16 protein-coding genes, 3 pseudogenes and 1 riboswitch are annotated in these 21,122 nt (G+C 52.2%); of the genes and pseudogenes, 6 read left to right on the top strand and 13 right to left on the bottom strand.

What is annotated here, in order from left to right:
* Positions 1-3 precede the first annotated feature (3 nt).
* Positions 4-600, bottom strand: a complete 597-nt coding sequence (locus ACZ0A4_RS20750) for an antitoxin Xre/MbcA/ParS toxin-binding domain-containing protein (protein ID WP_463576236.1) — start codon at positions 598-600, stop codon at positions 4-6.
* On the bottom strand, positions 593-1,006 hold the full coding sequence (locus ACZ0A4_RS20755; protein WP_463576237.1) for a hypothetical protein: 414 nt from the start codon (positions 1,004-1,006) through the stop codon (positions 593-595). Before ACZ0A4_RS20755 ends, ACZ0A4_RS20750 begins: the two co-directional genes overlap by 8 nt.
* A gap of 93 nt (positions 1,007-1,099) precedes the next feature.
* Between ACZ0A4_RS20755 and ACZ0A4_RS20760 the strand changes: the two genes are divergently transcribed.
* From ACZ0A4_RS20760 to ppa, 5 genes are all read left to right on the top strand, one after another.
* Positions 1,100-1,408, top strand: a complete 309-nt coding sequence (locus ACZ0A4_RS20760; RefSeq protein ID WP_294167112.1) for a helix-turn-helix domain-containing protein — start codon at positions 1,100-1,102, stop codon at positions 1,406-1,408.
* 465 nt (positions 1,409-1,873) lie between these two features.
* Positions 1,874-3,553 (top strand): hypothetical protein, encoded by a 1,680-nt coding sequence (locus ACZ0A4_RS20765; RefSeq protein WP_463576238.1) that lies wholly within the window; start codon positions 1,874-1,876, stop codon positions 3,551-3,553.
* A gap of 175 nt (positions 3,554-3,728) precedes the next feature.
* Positions 3,729-3,790: riboswitch (Fluoride riboswitch) on the top strand.
* A 142-nt stretch (positions 3,791-3,932) separates the two neighbouring features.
* Positions 3,933-4,316, top strand: a complete 384-nt coding sequence (crcB, locus tag ACZ0A4_RS20770; RefSeq protein ID WP_010924788.1) for a fluoride efflux transporter CrcB — start codon at positions 3,933-3,935, stop codon at positions 4,314-4,316.
* A 10-nt stretch (positions 4,317-4,326) separates the two neighbouring features.
* Positions 4,327-4,680: a DUF190 domain-containing protein gene (locus tag ACZ0A4_RS20775; protein WP_186752031.1), complete on the top strand. Its 354-nt coding sequence runs from the start codon at positions 4,327-4,329 to the stop codon at positions 4,678-4,680.
* Positions 4,681-4,682: 2 nt separating this feature from the next.
* Positions 4,683-5,228, top strand: a complete 546-nt coding sequence (gene ppa, locus ACZ0A4_RS20780) for an inorganic diphosphatase (protein ID WP_463576239.1) — start codon at positions 4,683-4,685, stop codon at positions 5,226-5,228.
* A gap of 13 nt (positions 5,229-5,241) precedes the next feature.
* Here ppa and tnpC read toward each other — a convergent pair.
* From tnpC to ACZ0A4_RS20830, 10 genes and pseudogenes are all read right to left on the bottom strand, one after another.
* Positions 5,242-5,807, bottom strand: a pseudogene (gene tnpC / locus ACZ0A4_RS20785) (IS66 family transposase); the annotation flags it as partial.
* A 155-nt stretch (positions 5,808-5,962) separates the two neighbouring features.
* Positions 5,963-6,046, bottom strand: a pseudogene (locus tag ACZ0A4_RS20790) (IS66-like element accessory protein TnpA); the annotation flags it as partial.
* Positions 6,047-6,269: 223 nt separating this feature from the next.
* Positions 6,270-8,042 (bottom strand): UvrD-helicase domain-containing protein, encoded by a 1,773-nt coding sequence (locus tag ACZ0A4_RS20795; RefSeq protein ID WP_463576240.1) that lies wholly within the window; start codon positions 8,040-8,042, stop codon positions 6,270-6,272.
* On the bottom strand, positions 8,024-9,844 hold the full coding sequence (locus ACZ0A4_RS20800) for an ATP-dependent nuclease (protein WP_463576241.1): 1,821 nt from the start codon (positions 9,842-9,844) through the stop codon (positions 8,024-8,026). Before ACZ0A4_RS20800 ends, ACZ0A4_RS20795 begins: the two co-directional genes overlap by 19 nt.
* 291 nt (positions 9,845-10,135) lie before the next feature.
* Positions 10,136-10,627, bottom strand: a complete 492-nt coding sequence (locus ACZ0A4_RS20805; protein WP_294363412.1) for a protein kinase — start codon at positions 10,625-10,627, stop codon at positions 10,136-10,138.
* A complete protein-coding gene (locus tag ACZ0A4_RS20810; protein WP_294173740.1) occupies positions 10,620-12,602 on the bottom strand; it encodes an integrase in 1,983 nt (660 codons plus the stop codon). Before ACZ0A4_RS20810 ends, ACZ0A4_RS20805 begins: the two co-directional genes overlap by 8 nt.
* A complete protein-coding gene (locus tag ACZ0A4_RS20815) occupies positions 12,599-14,173 on the bottom strand; it encodes a site-specific integrase (protein WP_463576242.1) in 1,575 nt (524 codons plus the stop codon). Before ACZ0A4_RS20815 ends, ACZ0A4_RS20810 begins: the two co-directional genes overlap by 4 nt.
* A 1-nt stretch (position 14,174) precedes the next feature.
* Positions 14,175-15,245, bottom strand: coding sequence for a site-specific integrase (locus ACZ0A4_RS20820; protein ID WP_463576243.1), 1,071 nt, complete (start codon positions 15,243-15,245; stop codon positions 14,175-14,177).
* A 368-nt stretch (positions 15,246-15,613) separates the two neighbouring features.
* On the bottom strand, positions 15,614-16,138 hold the full coding sequence (locus tag ACZ0A4_RS20825; protein WP_008081898.1) for a single-stranded DNA-binding protein: 525 nt from the start codon (positions 16,136-16,138) through the stop codon (positions 15,614-15,616).
* A gap of 9 nt (positions 16,139-16,147) precedes the next feature.
* Positions 16,148-17,545, bottom strand: a complete 1,398-nt coding sequence (locus ACZ0A4_RS20830; RefSeq protein ID WP_141126630.1) for an MFS transporter — start codon at positions 17,543-17,545, stop codon at positions 16,148-16,150.
* Positions 17,546-17,736: 191 nt separating this feature from the next.
* Between ACZ0A4_RS20830 and uvrA the strand changes: the two are divergent.
* Positions 17,737-20,572: pseudogene (gene uvrA / locus ACZ0A4_RS20835) on the top strand (excinuclease ABC subunit UvrA).
* Between the two features lie 65 nt (positions 20,573-20,637).
* Here uvrA and bfr read toward each other — a convergent pair.
* Positions 20,638-21,105, bottom strand: a complete 468-nt coding sequence (gene bfr / locus ACZ0A4_RS20840) for a bacterioferritin (protein WP_007918444.1) — start codon at positions 21,103-21,105, stop codon at positions 20,638-20,640.
* Positions 21,106-21,122: the final 17 nt, after the last annotated feature.

Raw genomic sequence — 21,122 nt, forward strand, 5'->3', positions numbered from 1 at the left:
GGATCACACCCCAACGCCATATTCGAGTCGCTTCAGAAGCGTGTAGACCGCCTCGCACCCCTCGCTCATATTGAGCACTTCGTAAGGCCGCCGACCGGCAAAAGCAATGCTTGGCTGTTGCACCCAATGTACGGCGCTCGCTCCGAAGAATGACAAAATTAACGCTACGGTTCGCGCATAGCTGGCAACGTAATGTTGGTCAGCGATCCTAGGGTCTATTTGTTCTAAAGCCTGTGTCCCGCGATGTTTCTCACACCGAGCAAGAAGCCAACCTTCAAACGCCATCACTTCTCCAGGCATGCTGCACAGCTCGCATACGCAACCCGAAACCAGTTCGGTGATTTCTAGAGCCATACCGACGCTAGCGTCGCCCCCACGTTGATAAATCCGGAGCTGACCGAACTTTTCTTTCGCTTGTGAAATATTCACGTCGAGCGCTCTCAACTCTGCATATCGCTGGATTAGCAGCAGACTGCCTTCGATCAGATCCGACCAACCGTCGAGGCATTCAAACCCGAACATTTCCGTCTCAGAGCCGTCTCGCTGAAAAAGAAGGGTTCGGTGATTAGTAGCGAGGCGTCTTTCAATGAAATTATTCATTTGCCCTATCTACCTTGGACCACAACGTTTCTCTGGGATGCCGAAGTAGCGCGGACGGGTAAATCTGTCCATCCATCAGCTCGTAGCAATACTGCTCACCGACCGAATGGATGGCTCGAATCGGCTCCATCAACCAACTGCATTTCTCGTTCAACCATGGCGGGGACACAAGCTGAATTTCCCGAATAAATTCCTCGGGTGTATCCCTATAGGCCAAACCCAATAGGTGGCGGACGGCAGGGATCATGAATTGCTGCTGCGAGGAAAACTCCCCGTCGAACGTTTCGTAGGTCAAAAAAAACCACTCATGATTCGCCGTCTGTGAGATGTAGGCCCAACGATGCGTTCCTTCCTCCAAAGCGAAAAGCGGATTCTGCAATCGCGCTTGCGCGTGGGTTTCGAACATATTATCTCTCCAAGCGTTTACTATCGGCGTACTATAGTACGCTGCGAACGCTAGCTCAATGTGGCTACATACTCCTTTTTCAGGAGTAGCCGCATGCGCGAGCTAAACGACGCATTTGCGCTGGCTCTGAGGGATATGCGGCATCAGGCCAATTTGGCCCAGAACGACTTCCCACCGAGGGTTAGCAGGGAGTACATCAGCCTACTGGAGCGTGGACTTCGCTCCCCTAGCCTGAAGGTGATAGACGATCTAGCTGAAATCATGGGTATCTCCCCGCTGTCACTTGTGCTCCAGTGCTATCTGCATCGGGATCCAAGCACGAGCTTCGAGGCCCTTCTTGCAAAAGCGGTTCGCGATGTAAGGGTAGAAATGATCCCTGGCAAAGATGAGGATGTGGACTAGGAGATACACCTGATCCTTTTTACTGCTGCACGCTCACGGGCAGCCCTGGTTTTGGCAGTTGAAACGAGGCATTCGACGGGAAACGTATGCTTCGCCCCGCACACCTTCTGCGTTGTTGACTCTTCCTCCTAGCGAATGGGGTATCAAGCCGGCCTGATCTTCGTTGTTTTCATTAAACCGACTTCGCCGAATTAGCCCACATGGCGTCTACTCCAGGCTCTTAGACCTACATCGAAATTCGCTCTGATTGGGAAAAAAGTAGCAGGGTGTCTACGCGATGTAAGTCGCCCCCGTTTGATCGCTTAGGGTGACTGATATTTCGCATTGTGACATTTCAGGCCAAAATCAGAATCGACTAGGCTTGAAAGCCTTATTTTACCTCTACAAATGAGCAAGGCCGCGAAACCGCTACTGCACCTTGTTTACAAGGGATATAAATAGCGCAGTGTGACATCCAGGAGAATCATGATGGCAGCGAACTCAATCGCAGAAATCCTCAAACGCGATGGCCCAATGCTAAGCAGCGACTTGTCGAAGCTACTTGAGCAACGGCACGGTTTGAATTCGACCGCTGCTCGGAAACGGGTTGAACGAGGCTGCGAGGGAATGAGCAAGCTGAGCCATATCATTTTTCCACACAGAGCCCGATTCCTGTATTTGGAGAAAAATTACGGCTCCCCCTTTTTCTTTCAAAACTTGATGGTCGCACTCAAAAAAACTGGAAGCTCATACTTCACTGCTCTCAATGCATTGGAGTTGCGCGACAACATCATGCCTCGCGGCCACTTTCTGATTGCCTGCGGAGCCCCGGTAGCCCAGAAAAAACACATCTCATCCGAGAGCCTGCTTGAGAGACTGATCAAAGCGACCCTAGTGAAAGAAATCACGGTTCCAGGTGGAGAGACCTGCATCGTACGATGCGACATTGAACACATCCTGGACGCAACGTCGCTCTGGGCAAAAATGAAGAGCCGACTCATCGCAGAAAAAATCACGTTATTGGCAGTTAAAGACTGGTCCCGGAATCTGGGCATGGTCAGCTATGACTCAGTCGAGACCCGAGAAGATGAAGACACCACGAACTTGCCTAAGGTCGGAACGTTTAACTGGGATTTGGCAGGGCCGTCGTATTTATTCCCAATGCGTGGACAAGCAATTGTCGGTGTAAAACCTGGCTTTCTGGTTTGTGATTTAGCGTTGAATGGCAGAGTTTCTCTCGAACACATTGGCGCGTTTGTTCGCAAGTGCATAACACTTAGAAGCCTGCCGAAAGTGGGTAAGTGCCTTCAGATATTCGTGGCGGAAGAGTACGAAGCAGAGGCTTTTGCTTTACTCAAAAAAGAGGGGATTATTCCGGCTACGACTGAAAGCCTGTTTGGCCGAGACGTAGCCAAAGCCTTAAAAAATCTATGCGCGATACTGACGGATACAGCAAAGCTGACCCAGAACCCCGAGGCATTGGAGAAAATTTTCGATGACCTTTCTCGCATTGAAGGTGCCGCCTCTACCTTGAGAGGTAGCCTTTTTGAGTTCGCCGTTGCCCAGATCGTTAAATTTACCCTTCCTGGTTATGAGCAGGAAATGAACCGAATCGTCAAAAACTTGCTGGGCGATAAAGCCGAAATTGACGTATTGGCAGTCCGAAGAAATCACGAAGTCGTCTTCATCGAATGCAAAGGAATTCATCCAGTCACCACACTTGATGATGATGAAATAAACAAATGGCTCGATAAAAGGATTCCTGTGCTTAGGGCGTTCGCTAAGACACATTCGGAGTGGGCTGGAATGGATCTGAGGTTTGAACTTTGGACCAGTGGCCGCTTCTCTGAACGAGCCTTATCTCTGGTAAGCGCCAGGCAGGCGGAGAGCCATAAATTCCTAATTCAGCTTCGTGATGCGGAATATGTATTAGCACAAGCGGTCGCTAGTAAAGACACGGGGCTTTTGAGGACGTACGAGCAGCACTTCATCAAAAATCCCATGCAGGAGTTTGAGGAAGCGCAAAAGCGAGCAAAAAGAAAGGAGGAGAGAGCGGCGAGTCGGGCAAAAGTGAAGGAAGTTTCTCTAACAAAAGCAACGCCTCCACCATTACCAACTCTTTCGGCACCTGAGACCTATACAGGCTATTTGGGCGATTCTGTGTAAGCGTCTACCGAACCCGTCTTGAACAACTGGATTGGAATTCCGATGTACCTATTTTCGAACTTCCATTGAGGTCGCTGGGTAGGCTCAGGTCACTATGGCAGTAAAGACAGCGTCCCTACAGGCCGCACTGATTTCGGGGCGTGGAGGTTGAAGTTATCGGTACTGTTACTATAGGATCTGCTCAGGAGATGGCATTCCTCCTTGAAACCGCCTCGTGCTGATGATGCCTACGTAAACCCTGGACAGGGTGCGTAGGTGTGCCTCCCTGTCCTCTAATTTAGGACAGGATCTTGACTCCAAATCTCATATCAGCTCGCTTTCGTAATCTGCGATTATCAGCACCTCCTTGGCTCTACCAGCCCAGAGGAGAATTGCAGCCATGCTGAAATCACTATTAGTTATCGCCATCGGTGCATCACTTGGTGCTTGGTTGCGCTGGCTCCTGGGCATGAAGCTCAACGCGCTGTTCCCGACAATTCCCCCAGGCACTGTGGTGGCGAACATGGTCGGGGGGTACATCATCGGCCTAGCCATCGCGTTCTTGGCCGCATCTCCCTCCTTAAGCCCCGAATGGCGCCTGCTAATCATCACGGGTTTTTGTGGGGGACTTACCACCTTTTCCACCTTTTCAGCCGAAACAGTTGCCCTAATCCAAGAAGGGAGATTGCTGTGGGCGCTCGGTTCAATTTCATTGCACGTCGTAGGTTCGTTAGCGATGACCGCTGCCGGACTACTGTCCTACCAAATGATTGGTACTCGCTGAGGAGATTAAAATGAAAGGTTATATGGTCGTTTTCTTCACCCAACAAAACCGTCGTTATCAAGGAAAGATGCTTGGCGAATGGATCGTCGACGTAGCTAAGGAAATGGGGCTGCGCGGTGCCACGCTATGTACTGGAATCGAAGGTTTTGGACACACTGGAAAACTACACTCATCGCACTTTTTTGAGCTGGCTGATCAACCCACGGAGATTCGCTTGGCAATCACGGAGGATGAGGCAGAGCGGTTATTCAAGCGACTGGACTGTGAGGAAATATCGGTGTTTTTCACCAAGACGCCAATCGAGATGGGCACACTTGGAAAAACGCCTTCCAGCGCAGCCTCTTCCAAAGCTTCGGAGCTATGAACATGAGCTATACGGACATTCCAGCTGGTAACGCGATCCCCGATGACTTTTTCACCGTTATCGAGATTCCTGCAAACCACTCTCCGATCAAATACGAAGTGGACAAGCCAAGTGGGCAGCTCTTCGTCGACCGCTTCCTCAGCACACCGATGTTCTATCCGGCCAACTACGGGTTTATACCGAACACGCTAAGCGATGATGGCGATCCACTGGACGTACTGGTGGTCTGCCCCTATCCGGTCTCTCCTGGCGTTGTCATTCGCAGTCGTCCGGTTGGCGTGATGTACATGACAGACGAAGCAGGCGCCGATGCCAAAGTAATCGCTGTTCCTCATGACAAACTCAGCTCGATGTACAGCGATATCAAGGAGTGCGAAGACCTTCCCGCACTTCTGCTTGCGCAGATCCAGCATTTCTTTGAGAACTACAAGGCGTTGGAACCAGGTAAGTGGGTGAAGATGGGGCACTGGGGTAGCGCAGATGAGGCTAGGGAAGAAATCCGCAGGTCAGTAGCAGCCTACGTTCCAAAAAGTCTGGTGTCTCACTAGAAAATCTGGACTGTTAAATGTGACCCCACTTATGCGGGAGTAGCTCAGTAATCTCACTCGCCCGCTGTGTCGGCAGGCGGGTGAGGACGTCCTTCAGGTACGCATATGGATCATGCCCATTGAGCCGTGCCGTCTGAATCAAACTCATGATTGCAGCCGCACGTTTACCGCTGCGTAACGAGCCCGCGAACAGCCAGTTCGAGCGCCCAAGAGCCCACGGTCGGATTTGATTCTCGCACCAGTTGTTATCGATGGGCACAGCACCGTCATTGAGATAGCGCGTCAGCGCTATCCACCGCTTTAGGCTGTAATCCAACGCCTTGGCGATGGCCGATCCCTCAGGCACAAGCTGCCTCTGGGCGATCATCCAGGTATGAAGTGCATCGATGATCGGCGTTGCTTTCTCTCGCCGTATTCGCTGCCGGTCACCTGATCCCAGTTCGCGAACCTCTCGCTCCACTACAAAGCTGCAATGTAGTGCAGCGCTTTTTCGGCAATCTGGCTTTTGATGGTCGCGTGCAAGTCGAAGAACTTGCGGCGTGCATGGGCCATGCAGCCGATCTCCGTGACGCCCAGTTCGATTCGAATCGTGGCCGGAAGAACTTGAGGGGCCGCTGTCGAAGACAATGTCTTGACCGGAATAAAAGCAGTTGCAGTGCCAGGTTTTTCCGCCCATGCACCCGAATCCATTTATGGACGAGGTTGGCATTGAGGTTGTGGGTCAAGGCGACATTGGCAATCGAGGTGTCAGCCTGCGCACACTCGGCGATGACCTGGGCCTTAAAGGAGTTGGAATAGGAACGGCGTTCTGGTGGCATGGGCGTCCGCTTAAAAAGGCTAAAAATGGTGTCCACTTAAATTTAGGTGGACACCATCGCCTTAAGCGACGGCATCAGGAAGGTGTGTTGCCCGGACGGTTACGATTCTGTGAATTAGCCCTGCATTAAAAGCAGGCCTGTCGCAGTCTTCGGCGGCCGAAGTCAACCTGACTACCGGCTACGCTGATCGGAGCCAGATCGGGCAGTATCCATCAACGCTTGCTTATAACCGATGGCCTTTAAGCAGAGGACAAGGTGGCCACTGGGGATCTAAGATAACCACATGGGTTCGCGCCCGCGTCAGCGCAACCCGCAGCACTTTGCGACTTTTAAGGTAAGGTGGAAGATCGTCTCGCCAAATAAACGATGACTCCACAACCGCCCCGCTCCGTCTTGCCTCCCGAACCAAAATTACGCCATCGAATTGCTTTCCCTTCGCCTTGTGAATGTTCATAACTTGCAAGAAGGGTGAATCCTCAGATCCATCCAATATCTGTTCTTGCGCCAACGCTTGATCAAGTGCCAAACGAGCATTTGTGTAAGCGCCATCGCGCAACCACTCTGAAGAAAATGCGGAAGCAATGCGATGTCCGCGCCTGAAAGCCACCAAAAAATCCAGCTGTAAAGCAACCCGGATGAGTTCAGCTTGGTTGGTAGATCGAAGACTACGTTTCACCTCCAACCAATCCGCAGCTGGATCACCCGTGAATCTAAGATTTAAGTCGGAGATCAGGATTCGCAATGATCTTGCGATATTAATATTTAACGCTTTTCCACTCCTAATTTTCAGAGCCTGTTCTTTCAATTTTGCTACGTCTTTTCTTGCTTGCCCCGTCGCACTGCGGGCGGCAGCGATTAGCTCCATACCGGTAGCGACGTGAGTTTCCATTTGCTCCAGGTTCTTCGGCTCCAATAAAAATGCAGCAAACCGTGCAGACAACAGCGATTCTGCTTCATCGAAAAGCAACTTGTGATTTATAACCTTGCCCACATTTGAGCCAAGCGCGTTCAGCGCATTAGACATTTTTAATGCGCTTCTATTGTTAGAAACCAAGATAGCTATGGACTCTGGGAATGAGCCCGTCTGCGCCTTAGTAGCATCGTAAAGCTGAGACAGAGCGCGACGCAGCAGATGGTTCCAATTTGGAGGCGGCTTCTCAGGCCTGTAAGACAGCGTCGAGACACCCTTGTAGGAAGCACCACGCACTTCGCCACTTAGGATGTCATTGCCAAAAGCTAGAATTTCAGAATCAGGACTTCGGTAATTTTGAGCCCCAAGATCAACCTCATGGGGATGAAGTACGTCTCGAATTGCGATGATGCGTTCAGGTCCAACGCCCGGAAGGAAGTCGAATATCTGCTGTTCGAGATCGGCGAGGCATAAGATCTGCGTATATGGAGCAAGCATCCCGATACACTGCCAAGCCTGATCCCCGGTATCCTGGGCTTCATCCACGATTATGAGTGGGTGCCGGCTTGCCAGGGAGGACAGCAGATGTTTACTGAGACTGAGTAACCTCACAACGTTTTGCGCAAATAGATCGAAAGCAACCCTACCGTCTACTCGGAAGAGTTGTTCTCGCTCCGCCTGCCAGTCAGCCCAACCTTCATCTCGCTCATCGATTCCACCAGAAATAGCTTTCTCATCCTGGGGTAATAGAATTGAAAGCTTGTATGGCACACCAAGTAGATAACCATGTGCTTTCAAGATGCTCCAGAAGAATGAGTGAAATGTCTGGATGGACAGTTGCTCTCGCTCCTCGCTGGAGGATTCAAGCTTGGCGGCGTCGAGTATCCGAGCAACTGCTGCGCGGGAAAAGCTGAGAAACAGCACCGACTGTCCTGGCTGCATGCCACGCTTAATGCGTTGTACGGCTTTTCGAAGGGCGACCGTTGTCTTGCCGCTACCTGGGCCGCCCATTACAAGAACGTGGCCCTCACATGCTAATACGCTATCGCGCAGTCCGCAGGCGTCGTTCATATCTTCGGCGGCCATGCATCGTCCCCTACCTCCTGCTCCGGACCGTCATTGATCGGTGGTGGCAAAGGAAAGAGCGCATAAATCGAAGTTAAAAATTTAGTTACCGTTTCCGGCAGCTCGTGAATCGCACATTCATCAAGGAGGCGAGCGGACCAACCAGCTCCCTTGTTACTTCCCAAAACGTCTCTTGCTAAACCTCTTACCATCTCGTCGTTGGGACGCTGGTCAGGAATCGCGGCATTACCATTCTCGTTGTTGGCCTTCAACGTGGTCAGAAATGACCACAGGCGATCCGCAGGCACCTCAGTAGAAAGTAGGCCTTCGAATCCTTTGTAGGCATGCTCTACGTTGATTTCATAATTATCAGCGAGTGCTTTCGCCTGCTCGGCTTTGCGTATGTGCTTGTAGTCGAAGTCATAAAATCCGAATGTGCGAAGTCCCAACGTCTTAAAAAACTTACCGAATTTCGGCATGTTCGATTCGCCGTCTGCATCGAAGAAAGCCACCCCTGCGATATCAAGCGGCTGGAGGGTCGGGTCGCTTTCCTCCATACGGCGAGCAACAATTGGCAATGCGTGAAATTCAGTGATCCCCTCGACAACTATCGCCGCTCTACCAAGCATGCATTCTGAAAGTCCGGAACGGGAAAAACGCTTGTAATCGTTGTCTTTCAGGCCAGTAGCGTCGGACACTTTTCTCGCAGTGACAATACCTCCATCGCGAGCAAGGAGAAGCGTTTTGCTTGGCTCAAACTTTTCAATTACAAATGGTGAGTGTGAGGTAACAAAAGCCTGTGTCGTCTTCGTTGTTAAATACTCAGCGATGCGGCGTTGAGTATGGGGCGGGACTGCAATTTCAGGTTCCTCCATAGCAAAGATAACCGTATCAGGCTTAAGGTCTGCGATGAACGACAGCAGTGCCAATACCAGGGTATTAATAGTGCCGGTGCCAGCGTGAGCGAATGGCACGTGCCCCTGATCAGGCGCTAACGCCAGGAAAAAGGTCATGGTTTTGCGTAGATGCTCGCGGGTCAGTTCTGACACATGCAGCTTCGTGGCATTGCCGTTAGACTCCAGCGCAATGTATCGAGCAAGACGCTTCTCTACAGATCGAAGAACTGGAGCAATTTCAGCGGCATCAGCTTCGATGTCGAGATTTTTCAAACGGGAGATGGTCTTTTCCCACAAGCTTGTCCTTACCCCTTTTGTGCGCAAGATGATGTCTAGCATCGATCCACGTTCAAGACTGAGCGCTCGCGAACCTGTCCTGAGGGTTCTGAGATAAAGAAATCCAAACTGGCGTTTGATCGCCTTGGGAACTGACGTCAGCTCTCCAAGTGGGGCATCTGGGCTGTGCGAAAAATAGCTTTTAGCGACAAACTCATCCTCTTCAGCGTCGTATTTACCCACCGTTTCAATTCGCAAACACGGGACTACCTCGGGGGGATTCGCTGCCTCGATCTCTCCTGGACCGAGAATTCGATTTTCAACCAGGTGCCAAAACTCGATGTTGCCGCCGCATTTGTTGCCAACCTCGCCGTTAAGCTCAATCACAACCGCTTCAATGCGCAGCTGTACCGGTTGCGGCTCGTCCCCCTCCGCTATGGGAGGGAATAAATAAATGCCGTTGTAAAAGTCGAACTCATCTATGGGCGGAAAGCGATTTAATCTGTCAGGGCCTAATACAAGATCCAAAGCTTCGCAAATCGTACTCTTGCCAACGTTGTTGGTTCCGACCATAAGGGTATGGCCATCAAAAATTAGGTTCGCGAGCCGGATGCCACGAAAATTTTGAATGGTGAGTCTGACGACTTTCATACTGTTCCTTCAGCACAAACCCAATGATCTTTTGATCATGGCATCAAAATGATTCTATGGTCACCCCATTCATTTTGGCTAGCTCATTCAATCATGGCGCAGCTACAGGAAATCCCAAAGATCGCAGCGGAATACTTTGGATTGATGAACACGATTTTTTCCGATGAGCGGACTGGATGAAGCGCAACAGGCTTTGGAGACAACTCTGAGCCATTTGGTCGCTCGGATCTTGTCAGCAGAAAGCGAAGGATATGAAACTGATCCCGCTAATCGGGCAAAACGTGGCCCCGATTACGTCCGACCGGACGAGGGTATCTCCTTGTCAAATGGTCTTAAAATTGAATCTGTCTCGCGCTCAGAAGGCAACTTCACGCCATCGGGTGCAGGCCGATCAATATGGCTGACTTGACGATTATTCAACCTAAGGTTGAACGCGATTCTTTGCCAGCGTGCCTTCCACGCCGTTTCCCTCGCTGCGTACGCCGCGATCTCAGCCTTGAGGCGTGCGTTCTCGTTGAGCAACAACGCATTATCACCGAGCGCCTCTTGCTTTGCTTTGCCAGCCCCACCGGTCCGTAACGCTTCCTTAGCAACGCCAAAGGCTGCCTTGATCTCAGGGCGTGCATTCAGAGCCTGACGTGTAAATCCCGACATTTCCTCCACAGCGGCCCAAGACAGTTCCCCGTTTTTTTCCCCCAATGCCCAAAGGTCTAGGTCTCTGACTATTCGACGTATATCACCGTCAGTCATACGTCGAGAACGACTTTCACCATTCTTATTCACTAGCCAATGCCTCCATTTTCACAAGGTGCGGATCCACACCATAGTCAAGAAGCTGCCTTTCCATTACGCCAAGCTTTTTGGTCGCGTGCACTAGCCACTGTTCGCTTTCCCCCTTACGTTTTGATGAGTATTTCGAAGCAGCAGCCTCAACCTGCACCACGTGGGTTTTATACAATCGAATGGTTTCAGCCCGGCCATCTTCATTGGTCTTTACCCAAGAATACTCGTTGCACTCCGCTTGGCATTCGAGACCTTTTGGACAAGGGCTCTGCGCGAAGGAGTGCGTACAAAATCCTGGCCCCAGATCATGGATAGCTCTAACCTTAGCTATTAGAAATGCGTCTTTCTGCGTAACCGGGAGTTGGTGGTAAGTATCTGCAATTGGGCCTCCGACCTCGCCAAGTTTGATCATCTCACGATACATGAGCGCCTTCTTCGCCGGGCTGGAATGCTGATATGCCTTGGTATCTCGTGGGTTTGTGCGGTTAAACCAACGAGTTTGCATAAGTTCAGATAGCCCACCTTCATCCAACAAAGTATTTAGCGTGTGTCTAAATTGATGACTGGTAAACTTAAGCTGCAAATCAGACGAAACAAATTTCGCTACCAAAGGATGAATGTCCACCTTTATAAATCTTTGCAACATTGCATGACTTATGGGTTGCGCAATGGAGCGAGAATACATACCTGATGACAACCCCATAAAACGTAGAAGCAAAATATTCTCAGGAAAGTAAGTAATACCCTCCGAATCCTTGATCAGCCACTCAATCTGTCTAGGATTGTATAGAGACTGGCAATACGCAACGATCCCCGAGCGAGTGACATAGTGAGACGGATTCGCTGGCCTTATACCCTGTAGAGTGAGCTTATTGAAATCCGGAAAAGCCAGTCCATTTTTCCTTGCCCATCCATTTGCCCCAACTAAATTAGGAATCCCAAGCTCGCTTAATTCAAGACTGTAAAATCTATAATCCTCAGAAACTTTAGGAACAAAACGCAGATCCGGACCTTCACATCTCCGCATTTCTTTGGCCGTTTCCCTTGGACTTTGACTTAAATCTGAAAACTCCTGGACGCATTGTTCAATAACTTCTTCTGCTTTGGTAGGAATAAACACGCGTCTTTTAACACTTGGATCATCCCCGCTTTTAGCTTTACCTGGAAACGTGTAAATGTAGCGCTCGCCATTGGCCACCGTCCCAACCAATTGAAATGGCATCATTGCAAGCTCGCTAAAACGGCGCCCCATGAAGGCCAGAAATGTGAGCATCACAACATAAATACGAAGATTATGATCCTTGGGCACATCGAGAAACAAAACACCTAGAGCTTGGAGAACCTCGGGGCTAACCATTTTTTCAGCTTTGGTGGTCTCATTTTGCGCATCGTCCAGCCGCGTCTGTTCCCGTGAATTGACAGCACTTGGTCGGCTGAATGCGTGATAGCGATATCGAAGGCTCACATTGCACAAAAAATTCGCATCGCAATAATCAGTAAATTCGTGCAACGCCTTGTAAAGGTTATAAGCCGAGGTTTCAGAATAGTGTGAAGCAATCAAGGCACAAGCCCTATCTAACACCTCACGCTTAAGCTCCCAAACCTCAGTAGACCCAGCAATATGGGCAACATAGCCGAGCGCCGTTACAAAGTTACGCTGACTGGACATTGAAGAGGATTTTCTGTGAAACCGCAGGCACATGAGCGACTTAGCCGCCTCAGCCCACGACCCTTCGAGAGCGGCGCCTCCTAATTTCGGCGCGGTCATAAAGTTAATGGAGGCGTCACCCTTCCTTTTCCCTGGGCTGGCAGAAAGCTTACCGTCCGATATAACCCATGTGACAGCCCCCCACTCAACCGTCTCGAAGCCAAGCATTGAAAGACGTTTCGCACGCGCCACTAGCATGGCTAAATTTCGCTTTCTATCAGTCTCCAAAGAAGAGACGAATGGCGTAACTTTAGAAATTCGCTTCATGCTTTTTCGGCTTCCGACTCACACAACAATACGACCTGTTTAACCGCGTACAAAATTTCGTCTAACTGGACTGCAATCCGCGAATTACCTGCCTCCAAGACTCGCGTCCTTCGCTGGAACAAAAACTCGTAGACGGCTTGGTGATCAGCCTCCGCGTAAGCTTGAAATTTAGGGCACTTGTAGCAAGAGTAAGGTGGATATAGACCACACAAACTATCTTTGCCGCAGATACCAATGTCCTCATTGACGTCCATGCACGGAATCAGCTTACTGGAGTCATCTTCATTTTTGACTACATCCCCAGGATGGACAACTCTCCCTCGAAAATACTTTAAAAATTCCGCATAAAAACCGACAAGAGCTTTATCCAAATGTTCAACAATTCCCTCGGCAAGCTCGAAGTAGACCTCCACATGCTGAAGATCCGAATGATCCAAAAGCTCGGCAAGCTCTCTCCTGCTTACTCCATCCAAAACGAGATTAGTGGCGAGTGTGTATCGCAACCTTCTGGCACTTATAATCAGCAACCGCCGAGTCAAAGGAGACATAATTTGGTGGCGGCGGACAAAAGACCTAAGGAGATCAGTAACACTATATGTAGCATAATGAAACAACTGATCAAGGCGCCCCGCATTGAGTGCAGATGTGTTTTGCGAAGTATTTATGAACATTGGACGAGGTAGAGATACCTTCTTACCGTCGACTTGCGCCGAGCAGTCTATCGACTGGCCCGCTGCAATGAGTTCAAGAATGTATTCAGCATATTGTGTAGGAATCGGCACAACTTTCATATCTGCGCGAGGATTTTTTAGCCTTTTCTTGATCCGAGGATAATTTATAACCCATGTTGGAATCTCGGATTCAGGTGTGAGATTCACTAGGTCCTCCTCCAACAAAAGAGAAAGATTGCCTGGATTTCGCCCATGAGCGATGAAAAGTGCAAGCGCTGCCCGCTCTTGCAACTGCTTCAGAGAGCGATCAGTGGGTCGTTCCATCGCATTGATCAACTGTTGCAATTCCAAGCCCCTGTTCAGTGGGCCTTTATCAACATGCTCGTTTCTTACAGCCTCGCCTTTGGGGTTCCCCGGTAGGATTATGCTATCAAGCTCTAGAGCATACGCCTCACAGAAGCCTAGCTCGGCATAGTTTTCGGAGCACCAGATGTACCAGCGGATAGGACGATACATGCGCCAAAGCTGCTGCTCAGAGCGGGCAGTCTTGAGGGCGTTTTGAAATACACTGATTAGCGAATTTTTAAAATCCACGTTGGAAATGCTAACTGCTTCAGGACGGCTCAAAACTACCTGCCAAACGTCTTGAAACATAACCATTCCCGCATGTGTAGAAACGGTTCTCACGCGATCTACACAGTATAATTGCAACGCCAATTTTGCGTGAAAGCTTACGATCTTGGAGAAATGCCCTGTACTACCGGAAGATAAAGTATACGGAAAATACCAATCTGGGCCGACTGTGGAAAGGACGTAACCTTCAGCTGTAGTTACCTCAGCGGGAATCCACTCCCACTGATGGACCTCAAAAAGTTCTTGAACAGCGAGAGCGGCACTCATATCAAAATTCCGGTATCAGGTCAGCGTGATATTGTTTTAACACTTCATTTGCAGATTCGACTATTCCCGCACGGATATAAGTGTCCTGTGACTCAAGCCGGCTATCACCACGTATCCCGGCCAACGTTTGACGACGGTGCTCTTCATCAAAGCCCGCCTCCCGGAGCCGCCTTTCAAGAGACATCGAGAATGTGTGACGTAGCATTTTTGACGTTAGGTTTGGCGGTAGACTGTCGCAAAATGCAATACGAAGCTGTCGAAAATATTGACCCAGAGTATTCAAATGTAACGGCTCACCCTCATCGCTCACAATCAAATATTCATGGTCATCGACATCTCCGTTATCCATCATCGCTTCACGGTGTATTTCAATATATTCAGATAGTTCACGCGCAAACACGTCATTATCTAAAGGCAACTGTCTAGCGAGACGCTTAACTCTGGGTGGAGGCTGCCTATGATCGTCTGGATCCACAGGGCGACGTACAACTCGCAATTCAGAAATGCTACCGAAGACAATATCCTGAACTCTCAAACTGAGAAGCTCGCCCATCCTCAGACCATACATGAGCATAATCATCGCGCAGATATAGTTTCTGAATTTTACTGACTCATTAACTCCGATAGCTGCGGGATAGTTGTAATGTATCGCCCTATTGAAAAATTCAAGTCCTTTACGTGTAAAAGACTTTCTTAATGATGAAACTGGGGAAGCGTATGCGATAAAAGCCTTATCTATGATACGTTCAACATGCTGTTGATGCATTGTCATACGAGTGTACATTGGGTCTCGACTACTCAAGCGGCCCAACTCGACCCCAAACGCCCAAACCAAAAAATTTCTTACCGTAAGAAGGCGCTGGTTAAACGTTTCTTCACCCACTGGAATCTTTTCGGTTCCCGACCCAATGCGTGTCAGGTTTTGTGCTACAGGAGCTTTGCCCGGAACTGCCTTCTTGACTGAGTGACGCAGCCTTTCTATCAGGCCGCCATTCAGCTCGGCCTCGGTGAACATCCGGTCCGACCGAAGGCGAGACTCCAAATCGATTCCGGAGTCATCCAGCCATTCCATCAATAGGAGCAACTCCCTCCCATTACGAGTAAGGGTATTTCCACTTAGGTCCCTTCGCGAAAGAATCCACTCATTCGGAGCCGGGACTGGGAAGCCCTCACCGTCCAGAATAATTGGAATTCGCTCCCCCGTAGGGTGTTGGATTACCTCAAGCTTCATGCTCCACCTTTACACCGCACCTTATGAGAACCTTTTACTTTACATTTTCCTCTTATGTCTACTTTTTTGATGTCTTTTTTTGATGTAAAGAAAAAGCCCCGCTCTCTTTACAGAGGCGGGGCCATCTTATTTATTATAAAGTCTTTAATTTACGGGGCGTTGCAGCATTTATCCCCGCTAAAGATCTTTACATTCCGACCTTATGAGGTTCAGAACGGGATATCGTCATCGAAGCTGTCGAAATCCGGAGCCGGTTGCGGTGCGGCCTGCTGTGGAGCCGGGGCCGAACGCTGCTGTGGAGCCGACTGCTGCGGGCGCGGAGCCTGCTGGCGTGGAGCCGGAGCCGACTGCTGGTAGTTGTTGCCACCGCCTTGTTGGTCGCCCTGTTGTGGACGGCCGCCGAGCAGTTGCATGGTGCCTTGCATGTCGACCACGATTTCGGTGGTGTAACGCTTGATACCGTCTTTTTCCCACTCGCGGGTCTGCAGCTTGCCTTCGATGTAGACCTGCGAACCCTTACGCAGGTATTCGCCGGCGATTTCGGCAACCTTGCCGAACATCGAAACACGGTGCCATTCGGTCTTCTCGACCTTCTGACCGGTTTGCTTGTCGGTCCATTGTTCGCTGGTGGCCAGACTCAGGTTGGTCACGGCGTTACCGTTAGGCAGGTAGCGAACTTCGGGATCCTGGCCGCAAGTGCCGACCAATATGACTTTGTTAACCCCACGGGCCATAACGTTCTCCTAGGCTTCGCAAGCAGCCCCGGCCGGGTTGTTCACCAGGCGTTCGAGGGTGTCGCGATCCACTAATTCTTTGTCCAGTTTGATGTAAACAGCCGCTTCGTCAGCAACTATCACTGCATCGGTTACCCCTACGAGGGCCTTGAGGCGCTCGACCAGACCCGCTTCGCGGATCGCTTCGGGCGACAACGGCAAGCGCAGGCTCGTCACGTAGGGAGGTTCACGCATGGTAACAGCAAAGGCTAACCAAAGTGCAGCCAGCCCGGCACATCCAAGGAACACAACCGACAGACCGCCATGCTGAAACAGCCAGCCGCCGAGTATCCCGCCGAGTGCCGAACCGAGGAACTGGCTGGTGGAGTACACGCCCATCGCCGTGCCCTTCCCGCCTGCCGGTGAAACCTTGCTGATCAGCGACGGCAATGAAGCCTCCAGCAGATTGAACGCGGTGAAGAACACCACCGTACCGATCACCAGAGCCCGCAGGCTGTCGCCGAACTGCCAGAAGAATAGCTCAGTCAGCATCAGCGTCATGACGGCGCCGAGCAAAACTCGTTTCATTTTGCGTTTCTTCTCGCCATAGATGATGAACGGGATCATGGCGAAGAACGAAATCAGCAGCGCGGTGAGGTAGACCCACCAGTGCTGCTCCTTGGGCAAACCGGCTTTTTCCACCAGTGCCAGGGGCAATGCGACGAAGCTCGACATCAACATGGCATGTAACACAAAGATGCCCAGATCGAGGCGCAGCAGGTCCGGATGCTTGAGTGTCGGCATCAAGGCCTGACGCGCGACGCCGGACTCACGATGCTGCAGCGGCCCGGTAGAGCGCGGCACCATGAACATGATGATGGCGATACCGACCAGAGCCATGGCACCCGTGGCGAGGAACAGTCCAGACAAACCGAAAGCCCGGGTCAGTAAAGGCCCGACGACCATGGCCACGGCAAACGACAAACCGATGGTCATGCCGATCATGGCCATCGCCTTGGTGCGGTGCTGTTCGCGGGTCAGATCGGAGAGCAACGCCATGACTGCGGCGGAAATCGCCCCGGCGCCTTGCAGGATCCGGCCGGCGATCACGCCCCAGATCGAATCAGCCTGTGAAGCCAGAACACTGCCGAGCGCGAAGACGATCAGCCCGAGGTAAATCACCGGACGACGGCCTATGCGGTCGGAAATGATCCCGAAGGGTATCTGGAAGATTGCCTGGGTCAGGCCGTAAGCGCCGATAGCCAACCCGATCAGGGCCGGGGTCGCTCCTGCCAGATCCATGCCGTAGGTCGCCAGTACCGGCAACACCATGAACATGCCCAGCATACGGAAGGCGAACACCAGGGCCAGACCGCTCGCCGCGCGGGTCTCGCTGCCACTCATGCGTTCGCTGTGGGGATCGTGCATGGAAAAACCTCGTGTGAACCGGCGGCGATTCTACCAGTCCCATCGGAAGACGGGGTAGATCGCGACGCTTTGACGCGTATAGATGAAACTCTCTTCATCCAGGGCAAAAAACCCTTCGTTTGATAGTGTGCATCCATCCAGTATTTGCCCGTATACTCCTACGTTTTCGACGCCCGCCGAGCGAGGCCACTTTGGACAAGATCCTGATACGTGGGGCCCGTACCCACAACCTGAAGAACATCGACCTGACCCTGCCACGGGACAAGCTGATCGTCATCACCGGCCTGTCCGGATCCGGCAAGTCGTCCCTGGCCTTCGATACGTTGTACGCCGAAGGTCAGCGCCGCTATGTCGAATCGCTGTCGGCCTACGCCCGCCAGTTCCTGTCGATGATGGAAAAACCCGACGTCGACACCATCGAAGGCCTGTCGCCGGCGATCTCCATCGAACAGAAGTCGACCTCGCACAACCCGCGCTCCACGGTCGGCACCATCACCGAAATCTACGACTACCTGCGTCTGCTCTATGCACGCGTCGGTACGCCACGCTGCCCGGATCACGACATTCCGCTGGAAGCGCAGACCGTCAGCCAGATGGTCGATCTGGTGCTGGCGCAACCGGAAGGCAGCAAACTGATGTTGCTGGCGCCGGTGATCCGCGAGCGTAAAGGTGAACACCTTTCGGTCTTCGAAGAGCTACGTGCCCAAGGTTTCGTTCGCGCCCGGGTCAATGGCCGCATCTGTGCAGCTCGACGAGCTGCCGAAACTCGATAAACAGAAGAAGCACTCGATCGATGTGATCGTCGACCGTTTCAAGGTACGCGCCGATCTGCAGCAACGTCTGGCCGAGTCTTTCGAGACCGCGCTGAAACTGGCGGACGGCATTGCTCTGGTCGCGCCGATGGACGATGAGCCGGGCGAAGAGATGATCTTCTCCGCGCGCTTTGCCTGCCCGATCTGCGGCCACGCGATCAGCGAGCTGGAGCCGAAGCTGTTCTCCTTCAACAACCCGGCCGGCGCCTGCCCGACTTGCGACGGCCTGGGGGTGAAGCAGTTCTTCGACATCAAGCGCCTGGTCAACGGTGATCTGACGCTGGCCGAAGGTGCGATTCGCGGCTGGGACCGGCGCAACGTCTATTACTTCCAGATGCTCGGCTCGCTGGCTTCGCACTACAAGTTCAGTCTGGAAAAACCGTTCAATGAACTGACCGCAGAGCAGCAGAAACAGATCCTGCACGGCAGCGGTTCGCAGAATGTCGACTTCAAGTATTTGAACGACCGTGGCGATATCGTCAAACGCTCGCACCCGTTCGAAGGCATCGTGCCGAATCTGGAGCGCCGCTACCGCGAAACCGAATCGGCGAGCGTGCGTGAAGAGTTGGCCAAGTTCCTCAGCACCCAAGCGTGCCCGGATTGCCGTGGCACGCGCCTGCGTCGTGAAGCGCGGCATGTGTGGGTTGGTGAGAAGACCCTACCGGCGGTGACCAACCTGCCGATCGGTGATGCGTGCGTTTACTTCGGCGAGCTGAAGATGACTGGCCGCCGCGGCGAAATTGCCGACAAGATCCTCAAGGAAATCCGCGAGCGTCTACAGTTCCTCGTCAACGTCGGTCTCGACTATCTGTCGCTGGATCGCAGCGCTGACACGCTGTCCGGTGGCGAGGCGCAGCGGATTCGTCTGGCCAGCCAGATCGGCGCTGGCCTGGTGGGCGTGTTGTACATCCTCGACGAACCGTCCATTGGCTTGCACCAGCGTGATAACGACCGACTGCTCGGCACGCTCAAGCACCTGCGTGATATCGGTAACACGGTAATCGTCGTCGAGCACGACGAAGATGCGATTCGTCTGGCTGATTATGTCGTCGATATCGGCCCGGGCGCCGGCGTGCACGGCGGGCAGATCGTTGCCGAAGGCACGCCGGCCGAAGTCATGGCACACCCGCATTCCCTGACCGGCAAATACCTGTCGGGACGGGTGAAGATTGAAGTGCCGGCCAAACGTACGCCGCGCAACAAGAAGCTCAATCTGTCGCTCAAAGGCGCGCGTGGCAACAACCTGCGCAATGTCGATCTGGACATCCCGATTGGCTTGCTGACTTGCGTCACCGGCGTATCCGGCTCGGGCAAATCGACACTGATCAACAATACGCTGTTCCCGCTCAGCGCCACGGCACTCAATGGTGCAACAACGCTGGAAGCGGCAGCGCACGACAGTATCAAAGGCCTGGAGCATCTCGATAAAGTCGTCGATATCGACCAGAGCCCGATTGGCCGTACACCGCGCTCTAACCCAGCGACGTATACCGGGCTGTTTACGCCGATCCGGGAACTGTTCGCCGGCGTACCTGAGTCACGTTCCCGTGGTTACGGTCCGGGGCGTTTCTCCTTCAACGTCAAGGGCGGTCGCTGCGAAGCGTGCCAGGGCGATGGCCTGATCAAGGTAGAAATGCACTTCCTGCCGGACATCTACGTTCCGTGCGATGTGTGCAAGAGCAAGCGCTACAACCGCGAAACCCTTGAAATCAAGTACAAGGGCAAGAGTATCCACGAAACCCTCGAAATGACCATCGAGGAAGCCCGGGTGTTTTTTGATGCGGTGCCAGCACTGGCGCGCAAACTGCAAACGCTGATGGATGTCGGCCTGTCGTACATCAAGCTCGGCCAGTCAGCGACCACGTTGTCCGGCGGTGAGGCGCAACGGGTCAAGCTGTCTCGCGAGCTGTCCAAGCGTGACACCGGCAAGACCCTGTACATCCTCGATGAACCTACCACCGGTTTGCACTTCGCGGATATTCAGCAATTGCTCGACGTGCTGCATCGTCTGCGTGACCACGGCAACACGGTGGTGGTGATCGAACACAACCTCGACGTGATCAAGACGGCCGACTGGCTGGTCGACCTCGGGCCGGAAGGTGGCTCCAAAGGTGGCCAGATCATTGCCACCGGTACACCGGAAGAAGTGGCCGAGATGAAGCAATCTCATACTGGACATTACCTCAAACCGCTGCTGATCCGAGATCGGGCGTAAAACGCCAGACATGAAAAAGCCCCTGTCACTTCATCGTGACAGGGGCTTTTTTGTATCGATTGCAATCAGGAAGTGTGAGATTGCAGGTAGTTCTCAAGGCCGATCAGCTTGATCAGACCCAACTGCTTTTCCAGCCAGTAGGTGTGGTCTTCTTCAGTGTCGTTGAGCTGAACCCGCAGGATTTCGCGGCTGACATAGTCTTTGTGCTGTTCGCACAGCTCAATGCCTTTGCACAGGGCAGCGCGAACTTTGTATTCAAGACGCAGATCCGCTTCCAGCATCTCCGGCACAGTGGTGCCGACATCCAGATCATCCGGACGCATACGTGGCGTGCCTTCGAGCATCAGAATCCGGCGCATCAGTGCATCAGCGTGACCGGCTTCTTCTTCCATCTCATGGTTGATTCGCTCGTAGAGCTTGGTGAACCCCCAGTCCTCATACATCCGCGAATGAACGAAATATTGATCACGCGCGGCCAGTTCGCCGGTCAGCAACGTGTTGAGGTAATCGATTACGTCTGGGTGGCCTTGCATCGCCCTACATCTCCCTA

This window comes from Pseudomonas sp. AC172 (assembly GCF_979258595.1).

Coding starts and splice junctions, on each gene's coding strand:
- ACZ0A4_RS20750 (WP_463576236.1), bottom strand. CDS start 600: ATGAATAATTTCATTGAAAGACGCCTCGCTACTAATCACCGAACCCTT.
- ACZ0A4_RS20755 (WP_463576237.1), bottom strand. CDS start 1,006: ATGTTCGAAACCCACGCGCAAGCGCGATTGCAGAATCCGCTTTTCGCT.
- ACZ0A4_RS20760 (WP_294167112.1), top strand. CDS start 1,100: ATGCGCGAGCTAAACGACGCATTTGCGCTGGCTCTGAGGGATATGCGG.
- ACZ0A4_RS20765 (WP_463576238.1), top strand. CDS start 1,874: ATGATGGCAGCGAACTCAATCGCAGAAATCCTCAAACGCGATGGCCCA.
- crcB (WP_010924788.1), top strand. CDS start 3,933: ATGCTGAAATCACTATTAGTTATCGCCATCGGTGCATCACTTGGTGCT.
- ACZ0A4_RS20775 (WP_186752031.1), top strand. CDS start 4,327: ATGAAAGGTTATATGGTCGTTTTCTTCACCCAACAAAACCGTCGTTAT.
- ppa (WP_463576239.1), top strand. CDS start 4,683: ATGAGCTATACGGACATTCCAGCTGGTAACGCGATCCCCGATGACTTT.
- ACZ0A4_RS20795 (WP_463576240.1), bottom strand. CDS start 8,042: ATGGCCGCCGAAGATATGAACGACGCCTGCGGACTGCGCGATAGCGTA.
- ACZ0A4_RS20800 (WP_463576241.1), bottom strand. CDS start 9,844: ATGAAAGTCGTCAGACTCACCATTCAAAATTTTCGTGGCATCCGGCTC.
- ACZ0A4_RS20810 (WP_294173740.1), bottom strand. CDS start 12,602: ATGAAGCGAATTTCTAAAGTTACGCCATTCGTCTCTTCTTTGGAGACT.
- ACZ0A4_RS20815 (WP_463576242.1), bottom strand. CDS start 14,173: ATGAGTGCCGCTCTCGCTGTTCAAGAACTTTTTGAGGTCCATCAGTGG.
- ACZ0A4_RS20820 (WP_463576243.1), bottom strand. CDS start 15,245: ATGGAATGGCTGGATGACTCCGGAATCGATTTGGAGTCTCGCCTTCGG.
- ACZ0A4_RS20825 (WP_008081898.1), bottom strand. CDS start 16,138: ATGGCCCGTGGGGTTAACAAAGTCATATTGGTCGGCACTTGCGGCCAG.
- ACZ0A4_RS20830 (WP_141126630.1), bottom strand. CDS start 17,545: ATGCACGATCCCCACAGCGAACGCATGAGTGGCAGCGAGACCCGCGCG.
- bfr (WP_007918444.1), bottom strand. CDS start 21,105: ATGCAAGGCCACCCAGACGTAATCGATTACCTCAACACGTTGCTGACC.